Source organism: Micromonospora sp. 067-2 (assembly GCF_046549295.1).
Lineage (GTDB): Bacteria > Actinomycetota > Actinomycetes > Mycobacteriales > Micromonosporaceae > Micromonospora.
In genome coordinates this window covers 256,197-279,699 of record NZ_JAJPWB010000004.1, presented here as the reverse complement: position 1 = coordinate 279,699, position 23,503 = coordinate 256,197, and the positions used below count along the sequence as shown (strand labels likewise).

At 73.6% G+C, this 23,503-nt stretch carries 21 protein-coding genes; 9 read left to right on the top strand and 12 right to left on the bottom strand.

Translation table 11 applies throughout. The annotated features are described in order from the left end of the window. Positions 1–64: 64 nt before the first annotated feature. Both ACLJN9_RS11050 and ACLJN9_RS11045 read right to left on the bottom strand, forming a co-directional pair. Positions 65–838 (bottom strand): adenosylcobinamide-GDP ribazoletransferase, encoded by a 774-nt coding sequence (locus ACLJN9_RS11050; RefSeq protein WP_410811075.1) that lies wholly within the window; start codon positions 836–838, stop codon positions 65–67. Continuing rightward, positions 828–2,711, bottom strand: a complete 1,884-nt coding sequence (locus ACLJN9_RS11045) for a bifunctional adenosylcobinamide kinase/adenosylcobinamide-phosphate guanylyltransferase (RefSeq protein WP_410811074.1) — start codon at positions 2,709–2,711, stop codon at positions 828–830. The genes ACLJN9_RS11050 and ACLJN9_RS11045 overlap by 11 nt, the downstream gene beginning before the upstream one ends. A gap of 175 nt (positions 2,712–2,886) precedes the next feature. Here ACLJN9_RS11045 and ACLJN9_RS11040 point away from each other — a divergent pair, with 175 nt between their 5' ends. Further along, positions 2,887–3,087 carry a hypothetical protein gene (locus ACLJN9_RS11040; protein WP_007463228.1) on the top strand — a complete coding sequence of 67 codons (201 nt, stop codon included), beginning with the start codon at positions 2,887–2,889 and terminating at the stop codon, positions 3,085–3,087. After that, the gene (locus ACLJN9_RS11035; protein WP_410811073.1) at positions 3,087–3,884 is read left to right on the top strand and encodes a site-2 protease family protein; all 798 of its coding nucleotides are present in this window, start codon (positions 3,087–3,089) and stop codon (positions 3,882–3,884) included. The genes ACLJN9_RS11040 and ACLJN9_RS11035 overlap by 1 nt, the downstream gene beginning before the upstream one ends. 94 nt (positions 3,885–3,978) lie before the next feature. Here ACLJN9_RS11035 and ACLJN9_RS11030 read toward each other — a convergent pair whose 3' ends face one another. The 3 genes from ACLJN9_RS11030 to ACLJN9_RS11020 all read right to left on the bottom strand — a co-directional run bounded on the left by ACLJN9_RS11030 (position 3,979) and on the right by ACLJN9_RS11020 (position 11,102). Continuing rightward, the gene (locus ACLJN9_RS11030; protein ID WP_410811072.1) at positions 3,979–4,977 is read right to left on the bottom strand and encodes an aldo/keto reductase family protein; all 999 of its coding nucleotides are present in this window, start codon (positions 4,975–4,977) and stop codon (positions 3,979–3,981) included. 43 nt (positions 4,978–5,020) lie between these two features. Next, positions 5,021–10,156 carry a WG repeat-containing protein gene (locus tag ACLJN9_RS11025; protein ID WP_410811071.1) on the bottom strand — a complete coding sequence of 1,712 codons (5,136 nt, stop codon included), beginning with the start codon at positions 10,154–10,156 and terminating at the stop codon, positions 5,021–5,023. 385 nt (positions 10,157–10,541) lie between these two features. Then, complete coding sequence (locus ACLJN9_RS11020) at positions 10,542–11,102, bottom strand: helix-turn-helix domain-containing protein (RefSeq protein ID WP_410811070.1); 561 nt, start codon at positions 11,100–11,102, stop codon at positions 10,542–10,544. Positions 11,103–11,168: 66 nt separating this feature from the next. Here ACLJN9_RS11020 and ACLJN9_RS11015 point away from each other — a divergent pair, with 66 nt between their 5' ends. Both ACLJN9_RS11015 and ACLJN9_RS11010 read left to right on the top strand, forming a co-directional pair. After that, on the top strand, positions 11,169–11,912 hold the full coding sequence (locus tag ACLJN9_RS11015; RefSeq protein WP_410811069.1) for an AzlC family ABC transporter permease: 744 nt from the start codon (positions 11,169–11,171) through the stop codon (positions 11,910–11,912). Further along, on the top strand, positions 11,906–12,214 hold the full coding sequence (locus tag ACLJN9_RS11010) for an AzlD domain-containing protein (RefSeq protein WP_410811068.1): 309 nt from the start codon (positions 11,906–11,908) through the stop codon (positions 12,212–12,214). Before ACLJN9_RS11015 ends, ACLJN9_RS11010 begins: the two co-directional genes overlap by 7 nt. Positions 12,215–12,221: 7 nt before the next feature. Here ACLJN9_RS11010 and ACLJN9_RS11005 read toward each other — a convergent pair whose 3' ends face one another. The 3 genes from ACLJN9_RS11005 to nadA all read right to left on the bottom strand — a co-directional run bounded on the left by ACLJN9_RS11005 (position 12,222) and on the right by nadA (position 15,764). Further along, on the bottom strand, positions 12,222–12,815 hold the full coding sequence (locus ACLJN9_RS11005) for a DUF3043 domain-containing protein (RefSeq protein WP_410811067.1): 594 nt from the start codon (positions 12,813–12,815) through the stop codon (positions 12,222–12,224). Between the two features lie 182 nt (positions 12,816–12,997). Then, entirely contained in the window at positions 12,998–14,353 is a 1,356-nt protein-coding gene (gene murA / locus ACLJN9_RS11000; RefSeq protein WP_410811066.1) for a UDP-N-acetylglucosamine 1-carboxyvinyltransferase, read from the bottom strand. A 211-nt stretch (positions 14,354–14,564) separates the two neighbouring features. Continuing rightward, the gene (nadA, locus tag ACLJN9_RS10995; RefSeq protein ID WP_410811065.1) at positions 14,565–15,764 is read right to left on the bottom strand and encodes a quinolinate synthase NadA; all 1,200 of its coding nucleotides are present in this window, start codon (positions 15,762–15,764) and stop codon (positions 14,565–14,567) included. 68 nt (positions 15,765–15,832) lie between these two features. Between nadA and ACLJN9_RS10990 the strand changes: the two genes are divergently transcribed. The 3 genes from ACLJN9_RS10990 to ACLJN9_RS10980 all read left to right on the top strand — a co-directional run bounded on the left by ACLJN9_RS10990 (position 15,833) and on the right by ACLJN9_RS10980 (position 18,691). Next, positions 15,833–16,972, top strand: coding sequence for a glycerate kinase (locus tag ACLJN9_RS10990; RefSeq protein ID WP_410811064.1), 1,140 nt, complete (start codon positions 15,833–15,835; stop codon positions 16,970–16,972). Between the two features lie 181 nt (positions 16,973–17,153). Next, positions 17,154–17,528 carry an iron-sulfur cluster insertion protein ErpA gene (gene erpA / locus ACLJN9_RS10985; protein WP_410811063.1) on the top strand — a complete coding sequence of 125 codons (375 nt, stop codon included), beginning with the start codon at positions 17,154–17,156 and terminating at the stop codon, positions 17,526–17,528. A gap of 185 nt (positions 17,529–17,713) precedes the next feature. After that, a complete protein-coding gene (locus tag ACLJN9_RS10980; protein WP_410811062.1) occupies positions 17,714–18,691 on the top strand; it encodes a carbohydrate kinase family protein in 978 nt (325 codons plus the stop codon). 101 nt (positions 18,692–18,792) lie between these two features. Here the strand turns inward: ACLJN9_RS10980 and ACLJN9_RS10975 are convergent, their stop codons facing one another. Together ACLJN9_RS10975 and ACLJN9_RS10970 are read right to left on the bottom strand one after the other, a co-directional pair. Next, a complete protein-coding gene (locus ACLJN9_RS10975) occupies positions 18,793–19,026 on the bottom strand; it encodes a sulfurtransferase TusA family protein (protein WP_410811061.1) in 234 nt (77 codons plus the stop codon). Next, positions 19,023–20,174 carry a cysteine desulfurase family protein gene (locus ACLJN9_RS10970; protein ID WP_410811060.1) on the bottom strand — a complete coding sequence of 384 codons (1,152 nt, stop codon included), beginning with the start codon at positions 20,172–20,174 and terminating at the stop codon, positions 19,023–19,025. The genes ACLJN9_RS10975 and ACLJN9_RS10970 overlap by 4 nt, the downstream gene beginning before the upstream one ends. A 351-nt stretch (positions 20,175–20,525) precedes the next feature. Between ACLJN9_RS10970 and coxB the strand changes: the two genes are divergently transcribed. Together coxB and ACLJN9_RS10960 are read left to right on the top strand one after the other, a co-directional pair. Beyond that, positions 20,526–21,497, top strand: coding sequence for a cytochrome c oxidase subunit II (gene coxB, locus ACLJN9_RS10965; RefSeq protein WP_410811059.1), 972 nt, complete (start codon positions 20,526–20,528; stop codon positions 21,495–21,497). Positions 21,498–21,506: 9 nt separating this feature from the next. Continuing rightward, positions 21,507–21,932, top strand: coding sequence for a cytochrome c oxidase subunit 4 (locus ACLJN9_RS10960; RefSeq protein WP_410811058.1), 426 nt, complete (start codon positions 21,507–21,509; stop codon positions 21,930–21,932). A gap of 102 nt (positions 21,933–22,034) precedes the next feature. Here the strand turns inward: ACLJN9_RS10960 and ACLJN9_RS10955 are convergent, their stop codons facing one another. Both ACLJN9_RS10955 and trpD read right to left on the bottom strand, forming a co-directional pair. Beyond that, positions 22,035–22,241 carry a hypothetical protein gene (locus ACLJN9_RS10955; RefSeq protein WP_410811057.1) on the bottom strand — a complete coding sequence of 69 codons (207 nt, stop codon included), beginning with the start codon at positions 22,239–22,241 and terminating at the stop codon, positions 22,035–22,037. Between the two features lie 135 nt (positions 22,242–22,376). Then, entirely contained in the window at positions 22,377–23,423 is a 1,047-nt protein-coding gene (trpD, locus tag ACLJN9_RS10950) for an anthranilate phosphoribosyltransferase (RefSeq protein ID WP_410811055.1), read from the bottom strand. Positions 23,424–23,503: the final 80 nt, after the last annotated feature.

Genomic DNA, 23,503 nt, shown 5'->3' with positions numbered 1-23,503 from the left:
CTTGTCCCCCGGTGGCGGCGCCGGTGCTGTCGAGCCGAACGCTACCCGGCCTGCCTTGCCCTGTTCAGCCGGACAGCACCAGACCCAGGTAGACCAGCGTGGTGACCACCTCGACGGTCGCGCCGAGCACGTCACCGGTGATCCCGCCGAGCCGACGTACCACGTGGGTCTGCAGCGGCACCGCGACGGCGAGCGCGGCGGCGACGGCCAGCGGCCCCTGCCACGGCCGGCCCGGCACCGCGGGTACCGCCAGCAGCAGGACGGCGACCGCGCCCGCGGCCAGCGCCACCGGGCCGACCGTGCCGGCCACGAGCGCGCCGAGCCCGTCCGGCCGGGCCGCCGGCACTCCCCGGCGGCAGGCCATCGTGACGCCGAACCGCCCGGCGGCGGTCGCCGCGACCACCGACGCGAGACACGCCGGCCAGGACCGCCCCGCCAGGTCCGCGAGTGCCGCCGCCTGCACCAGGAGTACGACCACCAGGGCGACCACGCCGAACGGGCCGACGTCCGGCTTTTTCATGATCTCCAGAGCGGCCGCGCCCCGCCGGTACGAGCCGAGCGCGTCCACGGTGTCCGCCAGCCCGTCCAGGTGCAGACCTCGGGTGAGCAGCGCCGCGGCGCCCACCGTCACACCGGCGGCCACCAGCGGTGCAGCCAGCGCGCCGGTCAGCAGGAGGACGCCGGCCAGCAGGGCACCGAGCAGCGCGCCCACCAGCGGGGCGAGCGCCATCGCGCTGCCGGCCACCGGGCGGTCGATCCGCCCGGCCCGCACCGGCAGGGTGGTGAACGTGGTGACGGCCAGCCGAGCTCCCGCGACGAGCCGTGGCTCAGCCGGCACGCCAGCCCGACGCCGGCTGCTCGTCGGCCCCGGTGGTGGCCGGGCCCGGTCCGTCCGGTTCCGGCTCGAGGAACTCCGGATCGGTGTGGTCCGGCTCATCCGGGGCCGCGTCGGGCTCCTCGCCGGCCAGCGACGGGTGGACCGGCAGCGCGGCGGCCAGCGCCAGCACCGAGCGCAGCAGCGGCAGCGCGACCAGCGCGTTCGCGCCCTCGCCGAGGTCCAGGCGCAGGTCGAGCAGGGGGGTGAGGCCGAGAACGTCGGCGGCCAGCCGCACCGCCGGGTGCCCGCCGTGGTCGGCGAGCAGGCACCAGTGCCGCGCCTGCCCCGCCAGATCCCGACTGATCATGCCGGCGGCCAGGCCGACCGGCCCGTCCAGCAGCACCGGCACCCGACGGGCGGTGGCGCCGAGCAGCACGCCGGTGGCGACCGCCACGTCGCCGCCGCCCAGTTCGGCCAGCACGTCCTTCGCGCCCCGTGGCGAGCGGCGGGTGCGGTGCAGCGCGTCCCGCACCGCCGCGCAGCGGATCATCCACGCCGCGTCGTCGATCTCGCCGGACTCGGTGATCACCCGGCCGAGCACGGCCTGCGGCTCCGCGCCCGCGGTGGCCGCCAGCACCGCGGCGGCGGCCGCCTCGGTGCCGACGCCGCACGCACCCAGCACGAGCAGCTGTACGCCGGCGTCGGCGGCCTGCTCGGCCAGCCGCCAGCCGTAGCGCAGCGCGGACTCCACCTGCCCGGGGGTGAGCGCCGGTTGGTCCTCCATGGCGGCGGCGGCAGGAGTGTCCACCACCTGGAGGCTGGCGCCGCTCTCCGCGGCCAGCCGGGCCAACGCCCCCCGACCGGCGCGGGCCTGCGCGGCCCTGCGCGCCGAGTCGTCAAGCGTCGCTCCGGCGGACGCGCCGCCCGCGTGGTCGCCGCGCAGCAGCAGCACCCGCACCGAGCCCCAGGCGACCGGGGTGGCGGTGCCCTGGGTGGCCGCGGCGAAGCCGACCACCCGGTCCAGCACGCCCAGCCCGGCGCCGGGAACATCCAGCGTGGCCAGCCGGTCCACGGCCTGTGGGCCGGCGTACTCGTCGGGCATCGGCAGCTCCATGCCCGGCTGGATGACCAGGCCGGTGGCCACCATCGGCAGCGCCATGGTCGGCGCCGCCCAGGGGTTGCCGGGCTCCTGGTTCGGCACGACCGGCGGCGCGTGGGTCAGCACGTCCGGCAGCTGAACCTCGGGAGTGGGCTCGGTGTCGGTGTAACTCGTTGCGCTCGGCGCGGTCACGGTCGGCACGGGGGCGATGGCCGCCGGGGCGGAACCGGTGGTGGCCACGGGTGCGACGGCCGGCTTCAGCCAGGCGGGCTGGCCGGCGACCACCAGCACCACCGCGTCGCAGGCGTCGGCGACCGCGCGGTTGGCCGCCCCGAGCGCGTCGGTGAACGCCCGGCCCAGCGGCGTGGTCGGCACCAACGACAACCCCACCTCGGGGCTGACCAGCACCACCCGGGCCGCACACGTGCGGATCGCCTCGGCCAGCTCGGCGATCGTCGCCACGTCGTCGGCGGGCTGGTGATCCGGGTCGAGCAGCACCGTCACCCAGCCGCCCAGATCGTCCACGAGCAACGTCTCGTTGGGCTGCGCGGACTCGAGCACGTCGGCCAGACGGCGTGGCTCGGCGGCGGTCTCCTCGGTGGTCCAGCTGCCCGGCCGCCGGACGCGGTGCGCCGCGAGCCGGGTCGCCCACTCGGTGTCCTCCGGATCCCCCTCCGGCGCGGTGGCGAGGTAGCGGACCACCGGCGCGTCGGTGACCAGGGACTCGGCGAACTCGGACTTGCCGGACCGGATACCGCCGAGCACCAGGACCGTGTTCCACCCGTCAACGGACATGCCCGTACCTTAAGGCCGCGCGGTGTCCCGCTGCCTGCCGGCCCGGCGCTCCCGACGGCGGTTGATCAACCCGTCGGTCGAGGCCGGTGGCGAGCGAGAGGTCGTTGCGCGTCGGGCCGACTACGCTGGCGAGGGTTCGTCCCACGGGGACTTCAGCGGCGAGGGGAGACGCGGCATGGCGTGGAGCTGGCGGTACGAGGGCACGGACGGCCAGACGGTCGAGGGACCGGCGGAGTCGTTCGGCAGCCAGGCCGACGCCGAATCCTGGATCGGTCAGACCTGGCGGGAGCTCGCGGCGTCCGGCGTCACCTCGGTCGCGCTGGTCGAGGACGACCGGGTGGACTACCGGATGAGCCTGCTGCCCACGGCCGAGTGATGGGCTACGACCGGCCGGGCGGGGAACGCCTCGTGCTCGGCGTGCCACGGGCGGCGTTCCGGCCCAGCCCGGTCTTCCTGGGTCTGGTCACCCTCTTCGCGGTCAGCGGGTTGCTGACCTGGAAGGGGTACGGAAGCGTCCGGTTCGACGTGTTCCTCTTCGTGGTCTCCGGCTGGCTGGTCTCGCTGTGCCTGCACGAGTACGCCCACGCGGTGGTGGCGTTCCGCGCCGGCGACCGGGACATCGCCCATCGCGGTTACCTGACGCTCAACCCGTTGAAGTACACCCACCCGTTGCTGTCGATCGTGCTGCCCGTGGCGGTGGTGCTCCTCGGCGGCATCGGCCTGCCCGGCGGCGCGGTGTGGGTGGACCGGCACGCCATCCCGGGCCGGCTGCGGCACACCCTGGTCAGTCTCGCCGGCCCGGCGACCAACGTGCTGTTCACGCTGGTGCTGGTGGCGGCGATACGGATCGGCGCTCCGGCGGGCGGGCCGGAGGAGTTCTGGGCCGGAGTGGCACTGCTCGCTTTCCTCCAGATCACCGCCAGCGTGCTGAACCTGCTGCCCGTTCCGGGCCTCGACGGCGGCAACATGATCCAGCCGTGGCTCAACCCGCAGTGGCGGCGGATGTACGACCTGTTCGCCCCGTACGGCTTCCTGCTGCTCTTCGCGCTGCTGTGGAACCCGCGCATCGGCGGCTGGTTCTTCGACGCGGTCTTCGCAGTGGGAGACCTGCTGGGCCTGCCCCCCTGGCTCTACGCCGCCGGCCTAGAGCTCATCCGCTTCTGGAAAACCTAACCCCCCACCCCCGACCCCGTCGATCCAGGGCTATCGCTGCTTGTCGATCTCCGTACGCAGCAATACCTGGATCGACGAGGTTGGGGGCCGGACGCTACGGGCGCTGGGCGGGGGACTCGGTCTTGTCCGGGTTTCGCTCCGTCACGGGCTCGACGATCTCGTCGATCGCCTTGAGCAGGTCGGCGTCGAGCTTCACGCCGGCCGCCTTCACGTTGTCGTGCACCTGCTCCGGGCGGGACGCGCCGATGATCGCCGAGGAGACGTTCGGGTTCTGCAACACCCACGCCACGGCGAGCTGGGCCATGCTCAGCCCGGCCTGCTCGGCGAGGGGCTTCAGCTGCTGAACCCGGGTCAGCACGTCGTCGGTCATCCAGCGGGAGATGAAGTTCGCGCCGGACTTCTCGTCGGTGGCACGGGAGCCGGCCGGCGGCGCCTGCCCCGGCAGGTACTTGCCGGACAGGACGCCCTGCGCGATCGGCGACCACACGATCTGGCCGATGCCCAGCTCCTCACTGGCCGGCACGACCTCGGCCTCGATGACCCGCCAGAGCATCGAATACTGGGGTTGGTTGGAGATCAGCGGGATGTGCAGCTCCCGGGCGAGCGGGTGAGCGGCGCGCAACTGCTCCGCGCTCCACTCGGAGACACCGATGTAGTGCGCCTTGCCCGAGTGCACGACGTCGGCGAACGCCTCCATCGTCTCTTCCAGCGGCGTGCTGTGGTCGTACCGGTGGGCCTGGTAGAGGTCCACGTAGTCGGTGCGCAACCGACGCAGCGAGCCGTTGATCGACTCCAGGATGTGCTTGCGGGACAGGCCGCGGTCGTTGCGGCCGGGCCCGGTCGGCCAGTAGACCTTCGTGAAGATTTCCAGACCCTCGCGGCGCTCGTCCTGCAGCGCCCGCCCGAGCACGTCCTCGGCCCGGGTGCCGGCGTACACGTCGGCGGTGTCGAACGTGGTGATGCCGGCGTCGAGGGCGGCCCGGACACAGGCGAACGCCGCGTCCTCCTCGACCTGCGAACCGTGGGTGATCCAGTTGCCGTACGAGATCTCGCTGACCAAGAGGCCGGAACGGCCCAGGTGTCGGAATTCCATGACTCGACCCTAGCCCGGCGGTTTCCGGCCGTCGAACCGACGTTCAGAGCACCGGATTCGCGTCGGTGAGCAGCCGGTCGATCTCCGCCAGCACCGCTTCGCGATCGTGGTGCACCGCTTCGATCAGCGGTTCGCCGCTGCGGTCCAGCGCGCCCCACCGACCGGTGCCGCTGCCGACCAGGAACGCCACCGGGTGGATGACCAGCAACGGGTGCGCCGGCGCGACCAGCACCGCGCCGGTGCGGTCCACCACACCGCGCCGACCGGCCACGTCGACGACCGCGAGGCCCTCGTCGGTGAAACCGTCGACCTGCTGGCCGTCGGCCAGCTCGGTGACGAACCCGTGGTGCCGGGTCGGCACCACGATCCGACCGGTCCGGTCGACCGCACCCCACCCCTCGCGCCGGACCACGGCCACCCCACGGTGGAACGGCCGCACGTCGGCGAAACCGGGAGGGACCTGCACCGCCCCGGTCGCGTCGATCGCCAGCCAGCCGTTCGCGCTGTCGGCGACCCAGGCCAGGCCGTCGCTGAACGGTCGCGCCGCGCGATAGGTGGGCGGGATCACCGTCGTACCGAGCAGGTTGATCAGCGACCACCGGTCGGTGTCCGGACGGCGGACCCATGCCAGCCCGTCGTGGAACGGCTGCGCCTCGGCGAACCGGGCGGGAATGACCAGGTCGCCGTCCGCGTCGGCGTACCCCCACAGTTGTCCGTCCCGCTCGAGCAGCGGGGGACGGTCACGGTCGAGCACGTCGTCGCGACCCCGGGGGTACGGCCCGAAGCCCTCCGCCGTGGCCCGGACGAACACCGCGTCGAGAGCCACCCGGACGCGGTCCAACAGGTCGGCGTCGCCGGCGCCCCGCAGATCGAGCGCGTGCTCGAAGTGTTGGCAGGCCTCCATGAACCGGCCCTGGTCGTAGCAGGACCGACCGGCGTGTTCGTGCAGCGCCGCCCGCAGACGGTCGGGCAGCTCGACGGAGTTGGCCTGGGCGAAGAGTTGGTCGGCCTCGGCGAAGTCTCCGCGCCAGCGCAGCACGTGGGCCAGGCGGGCCTGCGCCAGCGAGGTCCGGCGCAACTCGCCGGTGGCCTCGGCGTAGGTGAGGGCGAGCCGGCCGTCGGCCAGCGCGTCGTCCAGATCGCCGAGGATCCGGGACGCCACCGCCCGCAGGCTGAGCAGTCGGGCCCTGGCCCGGTTGTCGTTGGCCGAGCCCAACTTCTCGGTCAACCGCCGGCGGATCGCCCGTAACGCGTCGGGTTCGGTCAGCTCTTCGCGCAGGGTGACTGGGTCCAGCCGCCAGCGGTACGCCGCGAGGACCTGTTCCGGGTCGCCCTGGTCGGCCAGCGTCCGGCGGGGTGCCGTCGGCGGCGCGGACACCGGCTCGGTCGCCTCGGACGACCCGTTCCGAGGCCCGGGAACGGCTGCGGCCGTACGCCGGGACGCTGGCGGCGCGGAGACCGGCGCGGCTACGTCCGGCGGCGCGGAAGTCGGTGCGGCCCCGATCGACGGCGCGGGGATCGACGGCGCGGAGATCGGTGCGGCCGCGTCCGGTGCCGCGGAGACGGGTTCCGCCGCGTCCGGTGGCGCGGAGACGGGTTCCGCCGCGTCCGGTGGCGCGGGGATCGGTGTGGTCGCGTCCGGTGGCGCGGAGACGGGTTCCGCCGCGTCCGGTGGCGCGGGGATCGGTGTGGTCGCGTCCGGTGGCGCGGAGACGGGTTCCGCCGCGTCCGGTGGCGCGGGGATCGGTGCGGTCGCGTCCGGTGGCGCGGAGATCGGTGCCGTGGCGGTGGGTGTCGCGGCAACCGGCGGTGCGGACAGCGGCGCTTCGGGTGGTCCGGGAACGGAAGCGGCGGGCGGTGCCGAGGCCGGGGGCGCGGTCAGGTCGTCGAGCGGCGGTGGGGGCGTCGCGGCTACGGGTGGTGCCGAGACGGGGTGCTCCGCGTCCAGGTCTGTCGACACGGTTCGGGCCGTCGGCGGACCGTCGGCGGGCCGGTGGTCGGGCTGCGAACCGGCCACCGCTTCGACGGTGCCCCGATCGGTGGACGCGTCCGATGCCGGGTCGTACGGCGGATCGGTCTCCTCGCCGGCCGGATCGCGCTCGGCCGGGTCGGTGTCCCCTCCGGGAGGCGCGGAGATCGGTCGGTTCGCCTGCGCGGGGATCGGCGGGTACGCGTAGGCCGGTGGCGACGACGTCGGCCGGTCCAGCGGCTCGGGGTCGGCGCGGCGATCGTCCGCCCAGCCGGTCGGCGCGTCGGAGGTCGGCGCGTCCGGCAGGCCGGAGACGGGCTGGTCGGCTTCGGCCGCGGATCGGGTCTGGTGGTCCCGCGGTGCGGCGTTCGGAGCACCGGAGGCCGGCCGGTCCTCGCCGATCGGTGTCGACTCGTTGGCGGGCTGTGCGTCGTCGCGCACATCGTCGGCCCAGGTGCGGGGTGCACCCGAGACCGGCCGTGCGGGCGGTGCGGAGACCGGTGGCGCGGGCGGTGCGGAGATTGGTGGCGCGGGCGGTGCGGAGATTGGTGGTGCGGGCGGTGCGGAGACCGGCCGGGCCGGCGGTGCCGGAGAGGTGACGACCGGCTCGACCGCCACTTCGGGGCGCGGATGGGTCTGGCGACCGTCGCCGGTCGGTCCGTCGAACGGTACCGATCGGCCTTCCACGACCGTGCTCGGTGCCGAGGAGTCGGACGAACCGTCCGCCGTCGACCGGTCGTCGGTTGTCCCGGTCGGTCGGGGATCTGTCGTCGGCTCGTCCTGCTCGGACTCCGCCGCCGGGGCGGGGCTGAACCAGGCGGCCGGGCCACGGGTGACGGGTGCGGCGTCCGGCGCCGGAGCGGAGGCCACCGGCGGTTCTGACGGCGGCGGTGGTACGTACCGGCGCGGCCTGCCGGGGCTGATCGGAGGTACCGGTTCGGGGTCCACCGCCGTGGGTGTCGATGCCGCCGGTGCCGGGGCCGTCGGGGCCGGCCGGGGAGCCGGCGGATCCGGGACCTGCCAGGCGGGTGGCGGCGCGACCGTCGGACGGGCGGCCGCCGTCGGAGCGGGCCGTTCCGGCGCGGTCGGGCGCTCCGGAGCGCTCGGGCGCTGGTCGGCTGGTGGGACGGGGCCCTGCCCGCTGACCGGGCGCTCCGGGGTCGGCTCGGCGCCGCTCCGCTGCTCTGTGGAGCGGTTCGCCGTGCCCGGGCCGGGATAGTGCGGCGGCGCGGTGAGCCGTGCGTCGGCCACCGGTGCCGACGTACGGCGTTCCGGTGGCGACGGGTTCGGCCGCTCGTCGGACAGCGGAGGGTCCACCGGCGCAGGCAGGTACTCAAGCCGGAGCCGGGCTGCGGGGGGACCCGAGACGGGTCCGTCCGTCGCCGGGGAGATCGGAACCGCCGACACCGGCCGGTCGCGATCCGACCAACCGGACGGAGCACGGTCCGCCGGTCGGTGCGCGTGCTCTGCCGGGGTGGCCGAGCCCAGGGCGGGGGAGATCGGAGCGGCCGAGATCGGCCGGTCGGAGCCGGACACGGTGGGAGCCGGCGACACCGGTCGCTCCGGGGCGACCGGCGGGACCGGGGCGGCCCGGCCGGAGGTGGCCGGCGCGGGCGGAGCCGTGGCGGCGGGGCGCGCGGGTCGGTCGTCGTACCGGGATGGCTCGGTGGTCGGCCTCTCGGGCCGGGTGCCCGTCCGCGACGGCCCGTCCGGCCCGGCAATGCGGTGCGGTTCGGCGACCTGGCGTTGATCGGCACGATAGCCGGCCTCGCGCGTGCGGTCCGGGAGTATCGGACCCGGCGGCGGCCAGGGCAGTGTGCCGTCCGGTCGCTGGCCCGGCTGCGGACGGGCCTCGCGGTGGGCGTCCTCGCGGTGGGCGTCCTCGCGGTGGGTGTCCGGGCGGGGGCCCTCCCGGTGGCGCCGGTCCGGGTGCGCCGCGCCGCGGGCCGCCGCGTCGCGGGGCTGCTGCCGGTACGGGTCAGCGTCGGGTTGACGCCGCTCGTCATCCCGACGCGGCTGAGCGGGTGTCTCCGGTTCGGGTCGGCGGCGGCGTCCGCCGTTGGATGTCTGCGGTGCGCCGCCGACCCGCTCGTCCGGGTGGGACCGCCACTCGCTGGGGGCGCCGACTCCGGACTCCGTTCGGGCCCGCGCTGTCGGCCGCGCGTCTTCTGAGACGCGGTCCGGGCGGCGGTCGTCGACAGGGCGGTCCGGGCGGCGGTCTTCCGCAGCGCGGTCCGGGCGGCGGACGTCATCAGCGCGCTCCGGGCGGCGCGCGCCGTCCGCTGGCCGATCGGGGTGGCGGGTGTCCTCGGGGGACCTCTCGTCGCGATACCGCGAGCGACCGTCCACGGTCGCCCACTGCCCGGCCCCGTCGTCGGCCCAACCGTCGGCTGTCCGGCCGTCGTGGCCCCGGCTGGGCCGCGTGCGGTACCCGTCGGAGTGCCGTGTGCCGTACCCGTCGTCGGGGTGCCGCTCGTGTCCGGAGGCTGGACGCTCGGCCGTGCCGCCCCGACGGGGCGCCTCCTCCGGTTCCGGTACCCAGCCGCTGCGCGGCGCGGGGGACACCGGTGGCGCCGGCCGGTACCCCCGGTCCCGGTCGGCGGGCTCCTGCCGGGGCTGGCGGGTGTCGTACCGCTCGGCGGGCTGCTCCCGGTGCCAGGCGGCCTCCCGGGCCGGCGCTCGCTCGTCGCCGGGGCGCCGGTCGGACCAGGCGGTCCGCCGGTCGGACTCCGGGGAGCGTCGCTCGTCGCGCCGGGGCGGTTCGGGTAGCGGCCGGCGGTACGGCTCATGGTCGTAGCGCGGGGCGCCGTCGGCCCGGTCCTGTGCCGGCGCATCGACCGAGCCACGGGACCGGCCGTACGTCGGCGTCTCGGCCTGGTCCTCGTCGGCCCACGACCGGCCGTACGTCGGCGTCCCGGCCTGGTCCTCGTCGGCCCACGACCGGCCGTTGGGGGCTTGCTTGGCCGGCTCCTCGTCGGCCCAGGATCGGCCGAGGTAGGTGCCGTCCGCGCGGGTGGGCGCGAGCGGCGGGATTTCGGTGCGGCCGACCACCGTCGCCCGGCCGCGCGGCGGAGGGGACGGTTGCTGGGCCAGACCGATGTCGCCGGCGTAGCGCTGGCCGGGGAACTGGGGGTGCCACTCGGTGGTGGGTTCGACCACCCAGGACGGTTCGTTCGGGTCCTGCCACCGGTCGGTGTAGCGGCCGTTCATCCGTCGAGCCCGTCGCCAGATCCGGCCGAGCGGCCGGTCTGCGTGGGACGAGGGTTGTCCGTGAGCGCGCCCTGGTGATCGCGGGGCGTCCGGTCGCCGCCTGCCACACCCCGGTGGCCGGCTCGCGTCCGCTCGCTCACGGCGTTGTCACCTCGTTGCAAGTTGTCGCGCTGGGGCCCCGCGTGCCGGTCGAGTCGCCCATTCCGGGAGGGCGTGGCTGCCGATGGAGGGTAACGGCGTGGGCTCGTCCACCGCCACTGTGGCACCGCCCACGGGCGCAAACGTTATCCCATGGTTTCGGACATTTGGGCTGATAACCGAAATCAGGTCTCCGACGATACCTCACCTGCCGGTTCATCGGCCCCGGCGGGCCCGCCGCCCATGATCAGGGATGTTCCATGACGAGTACGGCGAAGGTGCCGGGTGCCAGCGCCTCGTAACGGTGCGGGGCGTCGCCGGGGAACGTCGCGTAGTCGCCCGGGCCGAGCTCGACCATGCCCGCTTCGGGCCCCACCCGCAGCCGGCCGGCGGCGACCACCACGTGCTCGACACTGCGGGGAGTGTGCCCCTCCGCGGCCCGGACCGCCCCCGGCTCCAGTTCGATCAGGTAGACGTCCCGGCGCAGGTGGGCAGCCCCGGCGCTGAGCAGTGTGCCGGTGAAGTCGGCCTGCTCGGAGCGGACCCGCGGCCCGTCTCCGGCACGGATCACGTGGATGGTGTCGCCGGCGGGCTCCACCAGCCGGCTGAACGGCACGCCGAGTGCCACGCCGAGTGCCCAGAGCGTCTCCACGCTCGGGTTGCCGGTCCCCGACTCGAGCTGCGAGAGGGTGGACTTGGCAACTCCCGCCCGGCGGGCGAGCTCGGTCAGCGAGATGCCGACCCGTTCCCGCTCCCGGCGCAGGGCTGCGGCGATGGTGGCCAGCGGGGCGGCCGGTTCGGGAGGCATGCGTTCGCTCCATTGGATCAATGTTCGGTTTGACGAACACCGCTGATCTGTCCAGCATGGTGAACCATGCGTACGGTACAACGAACAGCCGTCACCCGGATGCTCCGTGACGTGCTGGCACTCGGCGCCGCCATGATCGCGGTGGGTGCCTCGTTCGGGGCGGTGGCGATCGCCGCCGGGCTGCCGGTGTGGGCCACTCTGACCATGTCCGCGGTCCTCTACGCCGGCGGCGCGCAGTTCCTGGCGGTCGGCCTGCTGGCCGCCGGCAGCCCGCTGGCCGCGGTGCTGGCCGGGCTGCTGCTCAACGCCCGACATCTGCCGTTCGGCCTCGCCCTCGGTGACAGCATCGGCCCCCGGCTGCGGCACCGGCTGCTCGGCAGCCACCTGATGACCGACGAGACGACCGCGTTCAGCCTGGCCCAACCGGCCGGCGAGGCGCGGCGGCGGGCGTTCTGGCTGGCCGGCACGCTGCTCTTCCTGGCCTGGAACGTCGGAACCCTGCTCGGCGTGCTCGCCGGTGGCGCGATCGGCGATCCGGCGGCGCTGGGCCTGGACGCCGCGTTTCCCGCCGGGTTGATCGCGCTGCTGCTGCCGTCGCTGCGTGACCGGGACACGCGGCACGCGGCGCTGGGCGGGGCCGTGCTGGCGGTCCTCGCCACGCCGCTCCTGCCGGCCGGGCTGCCGGTACTGCTCGCCCTTGTCGGCCCGGCTGCGGTCGCCATTCGCCGCCGATCGAACGCCACCGGCGACGCCAGCCCTGGCCAGCCCGCGTGTGCTGGCGTCGAGCGTGGCGGTGAGGTGTCGTGCTGATCGCGGTGATCCTGGCCCTGGCCGCCGGAACCTACGGCTTCCGGTTGACCGGTGTCCTGCTGCGGGACCGACTGGATCTGCCCGAGTGGTCCCGCCGGTTGCTTCCCGTGGCCGCCGCCACGTTGCTGGCCGCGCTGGCCGCCACCGCGGCACTGACCGAGGCCGGGCGGTTCGCCGGCTGGGCGCGACCGGCCGGAGTGCTGGTCGGCCTACTGCTCGCCTGGCGGCGGGTGCCGTTCGTGCTGGTGGTGGTGGGTGCCGCCGCCACTGCGGCGGTGCTGCGCCTGCTCGGCGTGCCCTGAGCCGGGATCAGACCCTGTCGCCGATCTTGACCTGGGGGGCGGGGGCGCGCATGCGACGGAAGGTGATCGACCGCATGACCGCGTAGAGGAAGAGCGAACCCATCCGCTGGCCGGTCTTCGGGAAGCGCTCCCGGACCAGCTTGCTGATCTTCCGACAGATGAGCACCGAGTCGACGATCACGCCGAGCGCCAACGCGCCCCAGAGCACATTGGAGATCAACCGGACCAGCGCCGGCATCGCCGCGTTCGACCCGATCAGCACGATCAACGCGCCGCCGAAGAACCAGGTGCCGATGGTACGTCGGGAGTCGACGACGTTCCGGGCCAGCAGCCGCTCCGGGCCGCGGTCACGGGGGCCGCCCTCGCGGCGGAACTCCGACGCGGCCTCGGCGCGCAACTGACGGCGGCGCTCCCGCTCCTCCTCCTTGGTCAGGGGGCGGGTGGGGCCGGCCGGGCGACGGCCGGCGGTCGGCCGCTTCGGCGTCTCCCGACCCTTGGCCGGGGTGTAACCCCGGGACCGATCGGCGGTCTCCTCAGGGGTCACCGAGGAGACGGCCTCGTCGACGAGGTCGGTGGACTTGCGGCGAAAGAGCGACGGCACGCGGCAAGGGTAGCCAACGTCCCGCGCCCGGTGCACATCGCGGTGCACCGGGCCGACGGCTCCAGGTCGCGGTGCGGCGTGCGACCGGCCCTTCTTCGGTCCGGAACGCCGCCCGGCGGCGCGGAGGCCGAATTATGGCCGCCAGTCAAACCGGAGTTGTCGTAGCGAACGGGTGTCGGAGGTTACGGACGCTCGGCGTGCGCGCCGAGGTCGGCGAGCTTCGCCTCGAAGTCCTCGTAGCCCCGGTTGATCAGGTCGACGCCGTACACCCGGGAGGTGCCCTCGGCCGCGAGCGCCGCGATCAGGTGGCTGAAGCCGGCCCGCAGGTCCGGAATGACCAGGTCGGCGGCGTGCAGCTTGCTCGGCCCGGCGATGACCGCAGAGTGCTTGAAGTTGCGCCGGCCGAAGCGGCACGGGGTGCCGCCGAGGCAGTCCCGGTAGACCTGGATGTTGGCGCCCATCGAGTTCAGTGCCTCGGTGTAGCCCAGCCGCTGCTCGTAGACCGTCTCGTGGACGATCGACAGCCCGCGGGCCTGGGTCAGCGCCACGACCAGCGGCTGCTGCCAGTCGGTCATGAACCCGGGGTGCACGTCGGTCTCCAGCGCCACCGCGTTCAGCTCGCCGCCCGGGTGCCAGAAGCGGATTCCGCCCTCCTGGCCGGGGTCGCCGAGCTTCGGCGCCCGGGCGTCGGTGACCTCGTACTCGCCACCGACCGAGCGGAAGATGTTCAGGAAGGTCATCATGTCGGCCTGCTGCGCGCCGAGCACCTCGACGTGACCGCGGGTGGCCAGAGCGGCCGCTGCCCAGCTCGCCGCCTCGATCCGGTCCGGGATCGGTCGGTGGGTGTAGCCGTGCAGCTTGGGCACGCCCTGGATCTCGATCACCCGGTCGGTGTGCACCTTGATGATCGCGCCCATCTTCTGCAGGATGCAGATCAGGTCGATGATCTCCGGCTCGACAGCGGCGTTACGCAACTCGGTGACACCCTCGGCCATCACCGCGGTCAGCAGCACCTGCTCGGTGGCCCCGACGCTCGGGTATGGCAGGGCGAACTTCGTGCCATGCAGCCCGTTGGGCGCGGCGAGGTGGATGCCCTGCGGCTTCTTGTCGACGACGGCGCCGAACTGGCGCAGCGCCTCCAGGTGGAAGTCGATCGGCCGGGGGCCGATGTGGCAGCCGCCCAGGTCCGGGATGAACGCGTGCCCGAGCCGGTGCAGCAGCGGGCCGCAGAACAGGATCGGAATCCTGCTGGAACCGGCGTGCACGTTGATCTCGTCGGTGCTGGCGCTCTCCACGTTCGCGGGGTCGAAGACGAGCTCGCCGTCCTCGGAGCCGTCGGTCACCTTGACGCCGTGCAGACCGAGCAGGCCCCGGACCACCTCGACGTCGCGGATCTTCGGCACGTCGAACAGCCGGCTCGGGCTGTCGCCAAGCAGCGCGGCGACCATCGCCTTCGAAACCAGGTTCTTCGCGCCGCGCACGCGGATCCGCCCTTCGAGCGGAGTGCCTCCGTGCACGACCAGGACGTCGTCGGTCAACGCAACCTCCAGCGTGTCGGTGCTGTCGTGTTGATGGTGGGGGCGTCACTCTGTCGCTGCCCCGGGTGCGGCCAGATCGAAACGGCCCGCTTTGCGTCGTCGCTCCGGCAGCATAGCCCTCGGTGACGAAAAAGGACTCGGTCACATCGGCGTGTGTGGCATTAATCGGTGATCGGGTGCTTTTGCGTACCAAGGGCGCTACCGACGGTGATCAGATCGGGGTCGGCGGCGGGGTGTCCGCGCCCGGCAGGGCGAGCATCTGATCCAGAGCCACCCGGGCGTGGTGCGCGGTGTCGGCGTCCACCGTGATCTGGTTGACCACCCGGCCCGCCACCAGCTCCTCCAGGGCCCAGACCAGGTGCGGCAGGTCGATCCGGTTCATCGTCGAGCAGTAGCAGACGGCCTTGTCCAGGAACACGATCTGCTTGTCCGGGTGCGCCAGCGCCAGCCGGCGGACCAGGTTCAGTTCGGTGCCGAGCGCCCACGCCGAACCGGCGGGGGCCGCCTCGATGGTCTTGATGATGTACTCGGTCGAGCCGACGTGATCGGCGGCCGTGACCACCTCGTGCCGGCACTCCGGGTGGACCAGCACGTTGACCCCGGGCACCCGCTCCCGTACGTCGTTGACGCTCTCCAGGGTGAACCGACCGTGTACCGAGCAGTGCCCCCGCCAGAGGATCATCTTGGCGTTGCGCAGCTGCTCCGGGGTGAGCCCGCCACCCGGCTTGTGCGGGTCGTAGAGCACGCAGTCGTCCAGCGACAGGCCCATCTCCAGCACCGCCGTGTTGCGGCCCAGGTGCTGGTCGGGCAGGAAGAGCACCTTCGACCCCTGTTCGAACGCCCAGTCCAGCGCGCGCTTGGCGTTGGAGGACGTGCAGACCACGCCGCCGTTCCGGCCGACGAAACCCTTGATGTCGGCCGAGGAGTTCATGTACGTCACCGGCACGGTCTCGCCAGCGATACCCAGGTCGGTCAGCGTGTCCCAGGCGGCCTCGACCTGGCCCAGCACGGCCATGTCCGCCATCGAGCAACCCGCCGCGAGGTCCGGCAGGATCACCCGTTGCGCGTCGGTGGTGAGGATGTCGGCGCTCTCCGCCATGAAATGCACGCCACAGAAGAGGATGTACTCCGCGTCCGGACGGGCCGCGGCCTCCCGGGCCAGCTTGAACGAGTCGCCGGTCACGTCGGCGAACTGGATCACCTCGTCGCGCTGGTAGTGGTGCCCCAGCACGAAGACCCTGTTGCCCAGCTTCGCCTTCGCGGCCGTGGCGCGGGCCACCAGGTCGGGGTCGCTGGGCGCCGGCAGGTCGCCCGGACACTCGACGCCGCGCTCGGTGTCGGGGTCGCTGCCCCGGCCGAGCAGCAGCAGAGCCGTCGCCGTGTTGGAGGGTTCCACCCAGGTCGAAGTCACGTGGTCCATGGTCCCACAGCGCGGACGCGCCGCAGCTTCCGTCGGTGTGGGCTGCCACACTGCTCGGCATGCGTGTGCTGCTCTGCCCGGACAAGTTCGCCGGCACCCTGCCCGCGCCCGAGGTGGCCGCCGCGGTGGCCGCCGGGTGGCGCAGCGTCGCGGCCGACGACGACCTGCTGATCCGGCCGCTCGCCGACGGTGGGCCGGGCTTCGTGCAGGTGCTCGCCGAGGCCCTCGGCGGCCGGCGGGTGCCGGTACGGACGGTCGACCCGCTGGGCCGGCCGGCTGCCGGTGAGATCCTGCTCACCGCCGACGGGACGACCGCCTACCTGGAGAGCGCCCAGGCGTGCGGGCTGCACCTGCTGACCGTCGCCGAGCGGAACCCGAAGGCCACCACGTCGTACGGGCTGGGCCTGCTGGTGGCCGCCGCGGTGGAGAGCGGGGCCCGGACGGTGGTGATCGGGCTGGGCGGCTCCGGCACCAACGACGCCGGCGCGGGCATGCTGGCCGCGCTGGGCGTGACTCCGCTCGACGCCACCGGCGCGGCACTGCCGTACGGCGGCGCCGCCCTGGCCTCGGTCGACGCGCTGGACGGCGCTCCCCGGCTGCGCGGCGCCCGGCTGGTCGCCGCCACGGATGTGGACAACCCGCTGCTCGGCCTGCACGGGGCGAGCAACGTGTTCGGCCCGCAGAAGGGTGCCGACCGGGCCGACGTGCTGCTGCTCGACGCCGCGCTGGAGCGCTTCGCGGCGGTGCTGGAGCGGGCGCTGCCCGGCTGCCCCGAGGGCCTCGGCACGCTGCCCGGCGGCGGTGCGGCCGGTGGCATCGGCGCGGCCATCCTCGCCCTGGGCGGGGGTTGCGAGTCGGGCATCGGCCTGGTCACCAGGGCCACGAGGCTGGACGCCGCGCTCGACACCGCCGACCTCGTGATCACCGGTGAGGGGTCCTTCGACCACCAGTCGTTGCGCGGCAAGGTGGTCGCCGGGGTGGCCGGCGCCGCCCGCGACCGGGGAGTCCCCTGCGTGGTGGTGGCCGGCCAGGTGAGCACCGGCCGGCGGGAGGCCGCCGCAGCGGGGGTTACCGACGTGTACAGCCTGGTGGAGCACTTCGGCGGTGAGCAGGGCGGTGGGCTCACCGCCGCGATGAGCCGGCCCGCCGACGGGCTGCGTGAGGTCGGCGCCCGACTGGCCCGGCAGTGGAGCCGCTGAGCGTTCGGGCCGCGCGGTCGGCGCGGCTGCGACCGGGTCGACCTGGGGCGGGGGTCACGCCACGCGGGTGAGTCCGGCCGGGGCGGCGTAGGATCGGGAACGGACCACAACCGGGAATCACTGGACGGCGCGCGACGTTGGCCAGTGCGTCCGGACCCATACCGCGCAGGGAGACTTCCACGTGACCACGCCAGCGCAGACCGAGTCGACCGAGGCCAAGGCCCCTACTTCCACGTCCGTCGTCCTCACCGACTTCGCGGCGCAGAAGGTCAAGGCCCTGATCGAGCAGGAGGGCCGCGACGACCTGCGGCTCCGGGTCGCGGTGCAGCCGGGCGGCTGCTCCGGCCTGCGGTACCAGCTCTTCTTCGACGAGCGTTCGCTCGATGGCGATGTCGTCACCGACTTCGGTGGTGTCGGAGTCGTCGTCGACCGGATGAGCGCCCCGTACCTTTCCGGCGCGACGATCGACTTCGCCGACCGGATCGACGCTCAGGGCTTCACCATCGACAACCCCAACGCGGGCAACTCCTGCGCCTGCGGTGACTCGTTCAACTGAGTCACCTTCCGCACCATCGCGTCGGGGCCGTCCTTCGGGGCGGCCCCGACGTCGTTGTCCGCGGCGCGGATGGCCCTCGCCGGGCGGGGTAAACGGGCGGTGGCCGTGGTCCGACCGACCAGACACCTCCGGATGACCGGGCCGGTAGGCTGACCGCGCCCTGCTCCCGACCCCCGAGGGTTGACATGAAGATCGCCGTCACCGGCTCGATCGCCACCGATCACCTGATGAGCTTCCCCGGTCGCTTCGCCGACCAGCTTCTTGCTGATCAACTGCACAAGGTCTCCCTCTCGTTCCTGGTGGACGACCTGGTGCTCCGCCGCGGCGGCGTGGCGGCGAACATCTCCTTCGGTATGGGGCAGCTCGGGCTGCGCCCGGTGCTGCTCGGCGCGGTGGGCGCGGACTTCGCCGACTACCGCTCCTGGCTGGAGCGGCACGGTGTGGACTGTGACTCGGTCCACGTCAGCGAGGTGGCCCACACCGCGCGGTTCGTCTGCACCACCGACACCGACATGTGCCAGATCGCGTCGTTCTACGCCGGCGCGATGAGTGAGGCCCGCAACATCGAACTTGCCCCGGTCGCCGACCGGCTCGGCGGGCTGGACCTGGTGCTGGTCAGCGCCAACGACCCGGAGGCGATGCTGCGCCACTCGACCGAGTGCCGCACCCGCGGGTACGCGTTCGCCGCCGATCCTTCGCAGCAGCTCGCCCGGATGCCCGGCGAGGACGTGGTGGCGCTGATCGAGGGCGCCGAGTACCTGATGACCAACGACTACGAGAAGTCGCTGCTGCAGAGCAAGGCTCAGCTGAGCGACGGGCAACTGCTCGACCTGGTCAAGGTGCGGGTCACCACGCTGGGCAAGCACGGCGTGGAGATCGCCGGGCACGGCATCGACCCGATCCATGTGCCGATCGCGCGGGAGATCCGGGCGGTCGACCCGACCGGGGTGGGCGACGGCTTCCGCGCCGGCTTCTTCACGGCGCTCTCCTGGGGCCTCGGCCTGGAACGGGCGGCCCAGGTCGGCTCGCTGCTGGCCACCCTGGTCCTGGAGACCGTCGGCACCCAGGAGTACGACGTCCGCCGCGACCTGTTCGTGAAGCGCCTCGCCGAGTCCTACGGTGACGCCGCCGCCGACGAGATCCGCCCGCACCTCCTGCCGTAACCCGCGCCCGGACCGCGACGATCATGAAGTGATGGTGGGCAGACAGCTTCTTGTGCGCCCGCCACAACTGCATGATCGACGTGCCGGGCGGAGTGGGGGTCTCAGTGGGCGCGGCGGATGTCGTAGGCGGGGCCCTCGGGGCCGGTGATGGTCGCGACGAACTCCTGGCCGCGCATCCGGCACCAGGCGGGGATGTCCACCGCCGCGGCCGGATCGTCGGCGAGCACCCGGACGACCGTGCCGACCGGCACCTGGGGCATCCGTCGGGCCGCCGCGATCACCGGCAGGGGGCAGCGCTGACCCCGGCAGTCGAGCACCTCGTCCGGCATCGTCACAGCCCCACCACCCCGGCCTCGGCGCGCAGGCCGGCGACGATCCCGGGCAGTTCGGCGAGGAACCGCTCCACGTCGGCCTCGGTCGTCTCCCGGTGCAGACTGACCCGGACGTTGCCGTGCGAGAGCACCCCCATCGCCTCCAGCACGTGCGACGGGCGCAGCGTGGACGACGTGCAGGACGAGCCGGACGACACGGCGAACCCCCGCCGGTCCAGTGCGTGCAGCAGCGCCTCGCCGTCGACGTACAGGCAGGAGAAGGTCACCAGGTGGGGGAGCCGGAGCACCGGATCGCCGACCACCTCGACGTCGGGCACCTCCGCCGCGACCCGCGCCCGGATCCGATCCACCAGCGGCGCCAACCGGGCCGCCTCGGCCGCGGCGTCGGCCGCCGCCGCGCGCAGGCTCGCCGCCGCCGCCACCACCGCGGGCAGGTTCACCGAGCCGGGGGTACGCCCGGCCTCCCGCTCGTCGGCCGGCCAGGGTGACTCCCAGCGGGTGCCCTTGCGGACCGCCAGCAGCCCCACCCCGCTCGGGCCACCCCACTTGTGTGCGCTGGCGCTGAGCACCGACCAGCCGGCCGGCAGGGGCACCCGGCCGACCGACTGGGCGGCATCGACGTACAGCGGGACCCCGGCGTCGGCACACGCGGCGGCCGCCTCGGCGACCGGTTGCACGGTGCCCACCTCGTGACTGGCGGTGATCAGCGCGGCCAGCGCGACGCCGGGAGCCAGGACCGCGTCCGACCAGGCGGTCAGGTCCAGCCGGCCCAGCCGGTCCACCGGCACCGGGTTGGCGGTGCCGCCGGCCGCCACGTGGCGCTGGGCGGCGTGCAGCACCGCGGAGTGCTCGATCGTCGAGTGCACCAACGCCGAACCGGCCCGGTACCGCCCTGCCAGAGCACCGAGCACCGCGCCGTGGGCGGCCGTCGTACCGCTGGGGGTGAACGACAGCTCGTCAGCGCGGACGCCGAGCGTCTGCGCGGTGGCTTCGCGGGCGGCGTCGAGCAGTTGCCGGGCCCGGCGGGCCTGGGTGTAGAGCTTTCCCGGGTCGGCCCAGCCGTCGTCGAGGGCGGCCAGCAGCGCCTGCCGGGCAACCGGGTGCAGCGGCGCGGCGGTCGCCGCGTCCAGGTAGACCGGGGATGCGCTCACGGGTCCACCTTCTGCTCGCGACTGCGGGGCTCGCAACCCCGGCTCACTCCTCGCGCTCACGGATTCACCTTCTGCTCGCGACTGCGGGGCTCGCAACCCCGGCTCACTCCTCGCGCTCACGGATTCACCTTCTGCTCGCGACTGCGGGGCTCGCAACCCCGGCTCACTCCTCGCGCTCACGGTTCCCAACGCTATCGCGGCGGTATCGCGAGCTTCCCCCCATTGGGGGCGCACAGTGACCCCACCACGGCCGAGGCCGTCATGGTCGAGTAATCTGCGACCGTCGGTGACGCCTTTGTCGTCGGTGCTGAGGGAAGACCGCACCGCGGCGCGCTAGGGAGGCAGGACCAGGTGGTCGCAAGGAGTTCGGAGGTACGGCCGGTGGCCGTACGACACAGCGCCTCGCCAGGGATCGGCGGACGCCGACGGCGCGGTGCCGGTCGGGTGGCCGGCCTCGGTCTCGGTGGCGTGGCGCTGCTCGTCCTGCTCACGGGCTGTGACGTCGGTGCGGCGTTCGGCGGCTTCGGCTGGCCGCAGGGCGGGATCTCGGCCGAGTCCCGGCGGATGTACGACCTGTGGATCGCCTCCTGCATCGCAGCCCTGGCGGTCGGCGTCTTCGTGTGGGGCCTGATCTTCTGGTGCGTCGTGCGGTACCGCAAGCGTGGCAACGCCCTGCCGGTGCAGACCCGCTACAACATGCCGATGGAGTTCCTCTACACCATCGCGCCGATCCTGATCGTCTCCGTGCTCTTCTACTACACGGCGATCGTGCAGACGGACGTCGACAAGCTGTCGAAGAACCCGGACGTCACGGTCGAGGTCGTCGCGTTCAAGTGGAACTGGCAGTTCAACTACCGCGACGGGCAGGGCACGGAAGCCCGCACCACCGCCTCGACGCTGGGCACGAGCGAGGTCATCCCCGTCCTGGTGCTGCCGACCAACCGGTCCATCCGGTTCGAGGAGACCAGCCGCGACGTCATCCACTCGTTCTGGGTGCCGGAGCTGCTGTTCAAGCGGGACGTCATGCCGGGCAAGATCCGCAACGTGTTCGAGGTTTCCAGTCTGGAGACCGAGGGTGCCTACGTCGGCCGCTGCGCCGAGCTGTGCGGCAGCTACCACGCCTTCATGAACTTCGAGCTGCGGGTCGTCTCGCCGGAGAAGTACGACCAGTTCCTGGCGGCCAAGCAGAGCGGCAAGTCCACGCAGGACGCGCTGACCGCGATCGGTGAGCAGCCGTACGCGCAGACCACGCAGCCGTTCGACACCCGGCGGACGCGGAGCAACTTCAACCCGGACAACGCTCCGGCCGGCACGGGAAGCTGAGGCAGCGGCATGAAGACCGAGTGGCGTATCTTCCTGATCATCGCCGGGTTCCTCTTCGGCGCGACGATCCTCTACGGCGCGTGGACAAACGGCGCATCCGGCGGTATCGAGTGGGTGGGCACGGTGGCCCTGCTGCTGTCGTTCCTGCTCTGCTCGATGTGCGGCGGCTTCTTCTGGTTCGTGTCCCGGCGTATCGACCTGCGCCCCGAGGACCGGGCGGACGCCGAGATCGCCGACGGCGCCGGTGAGGTCGGCTTCTTCAGCCCGGGCAGCTACTGGCCGTTCGGCCTGGCTCTGGCCGCCGCGACCGCCGGCCTGGGCCTGGTGTTCTGGCAGTTCTGGCTGATCGGCGGCGGTCTGCTGGCGGTCATCTTCGCTGCCTGTGGGTTGCTCTTCGAGTACTACAGCGGCACCCGGCGCACCGCCGAACACTGAGCCACCCGGTCAGCCGTTCCGGTCGACCCCATACCGCCACGAAGGCCCGTTCTCCCGGTGGGGGAGCGGGCCTCCGTCGTAGCCCGGTCTGTCGGGCGCGCGTCAGGCGGCGTGCCGGCGGGCGGGCTGCCGGCGCCGACGGTCGGCCAGCCGGGTGACGCGGAAGGCGAAGGTGGCGATCACCACGGCGGTGCCGCAGCGGGTGCAGATCAGCTCGGGACAGTCGCTGCCGTGGCCGTCGACGCAGGGCGGCGCCTCGAACGGCACCGCGCCCTCGCAGACGTCGCAGTAGAGCTCGCGGTCCGACACGGGCGTCTCCTCTCAGTTCGGGCGGGCCGCGCCGTTACGCCACAGCGGCGCGTGGACGGCAGCGGGAACTACTGGACTGTAGTTTGCCGGGCGGGTCCGACAATTCCCCCGCGCGCTGCTCGCGGAGCGGGTGGATCAGGCGATGGTGGCCGTCTCGATCCAACGGTCGAGGGTGGCGGCCGCCGCGCCGGAGTCGATCGACTCGGCGGCGCGGTCCAGGCCGGCGCGCAGCGCCTCGATCAGGTCACCGTCGAGCGGACCCTGGGTGGCCAGCGCCGCCGCGGCGTTGACCAGCACCGCGTCCCGGACCGGACCCGTCTCGCCGGCCAGCAGTCGACGGGCCACACCCGCGTTGTACGCGGCGTCAGCGCCCCGCAGGTCGGCGAGGGTGGACCTGGGTACTCCCAGGTCCACCGCGTCCAGCACGGCCTCGCGTACGGTGCCGCCCTGAACCGCCCACACCCGGGTCGGCGCGGCGGTGGTGAACTCGTCCAGCCCGTCCTCGCCGCGCATCACCAGGGCGGAGTCGCCGCGGGCGGCGAACACGCCGGCCATCACCGGGGCCATCCGCTGGTCGAAGCAGCCGACCGCACTGGCCCGGGGGCGGGCCGGATTGGACAGCGGGCCGATGAAGTTGAACACGGTGGGCACGCCCAGCTCCCGGCGGACCGGCCCGGCGTGCCGCAGACCCGGGTGGAACCGGGCCGCGAAGCAGAACCCGATGCCGGCCTCGGTGACGCAGCGGACGATGGCGGCCGGTTCGAGATCCAGAGGTACGCCGAGGAACTCCAGCAGGTCGGCGGTGCCGCACGAGGAGGACGCGGCCCGGCTGCCGTGCTTGACCACCCGGACGCCGGCACCGGCCACCACGAGCGCGGCCATGGTGGAGATGTTGACCGTGTGCGCGAGGTCTCCGCCGGTGCCCACCACGTCCAGCGCGGTGGAGCGCAGCTCGTCGGGCAGGTTGACCGGGACGGCCCGGCTCAGCATCGTCTCGACCAGCCCGGCCAGCTCGGCGGAGGTCTCGCCCTTGGCCCGCAGCGCCACCGCGAAACCGGCGACCTGCGCCGCGCTCGCCGAGCCGGCCATGATCTCGCTCATCGCCCAGGCGGTGTCGGCGGTGGACAGCTCGTCGCCGCGCAGCAGCGCGTTGAGCAGGTGCGGCCAGGTCCGATCGCCCATGGCGGGCCTCCCGAGCGTGCGAGTGCGGGTGGGCTGGAACCGGCGCCGGCGGATCCGGCGCCGTGGCGGTGCCGGGAAGC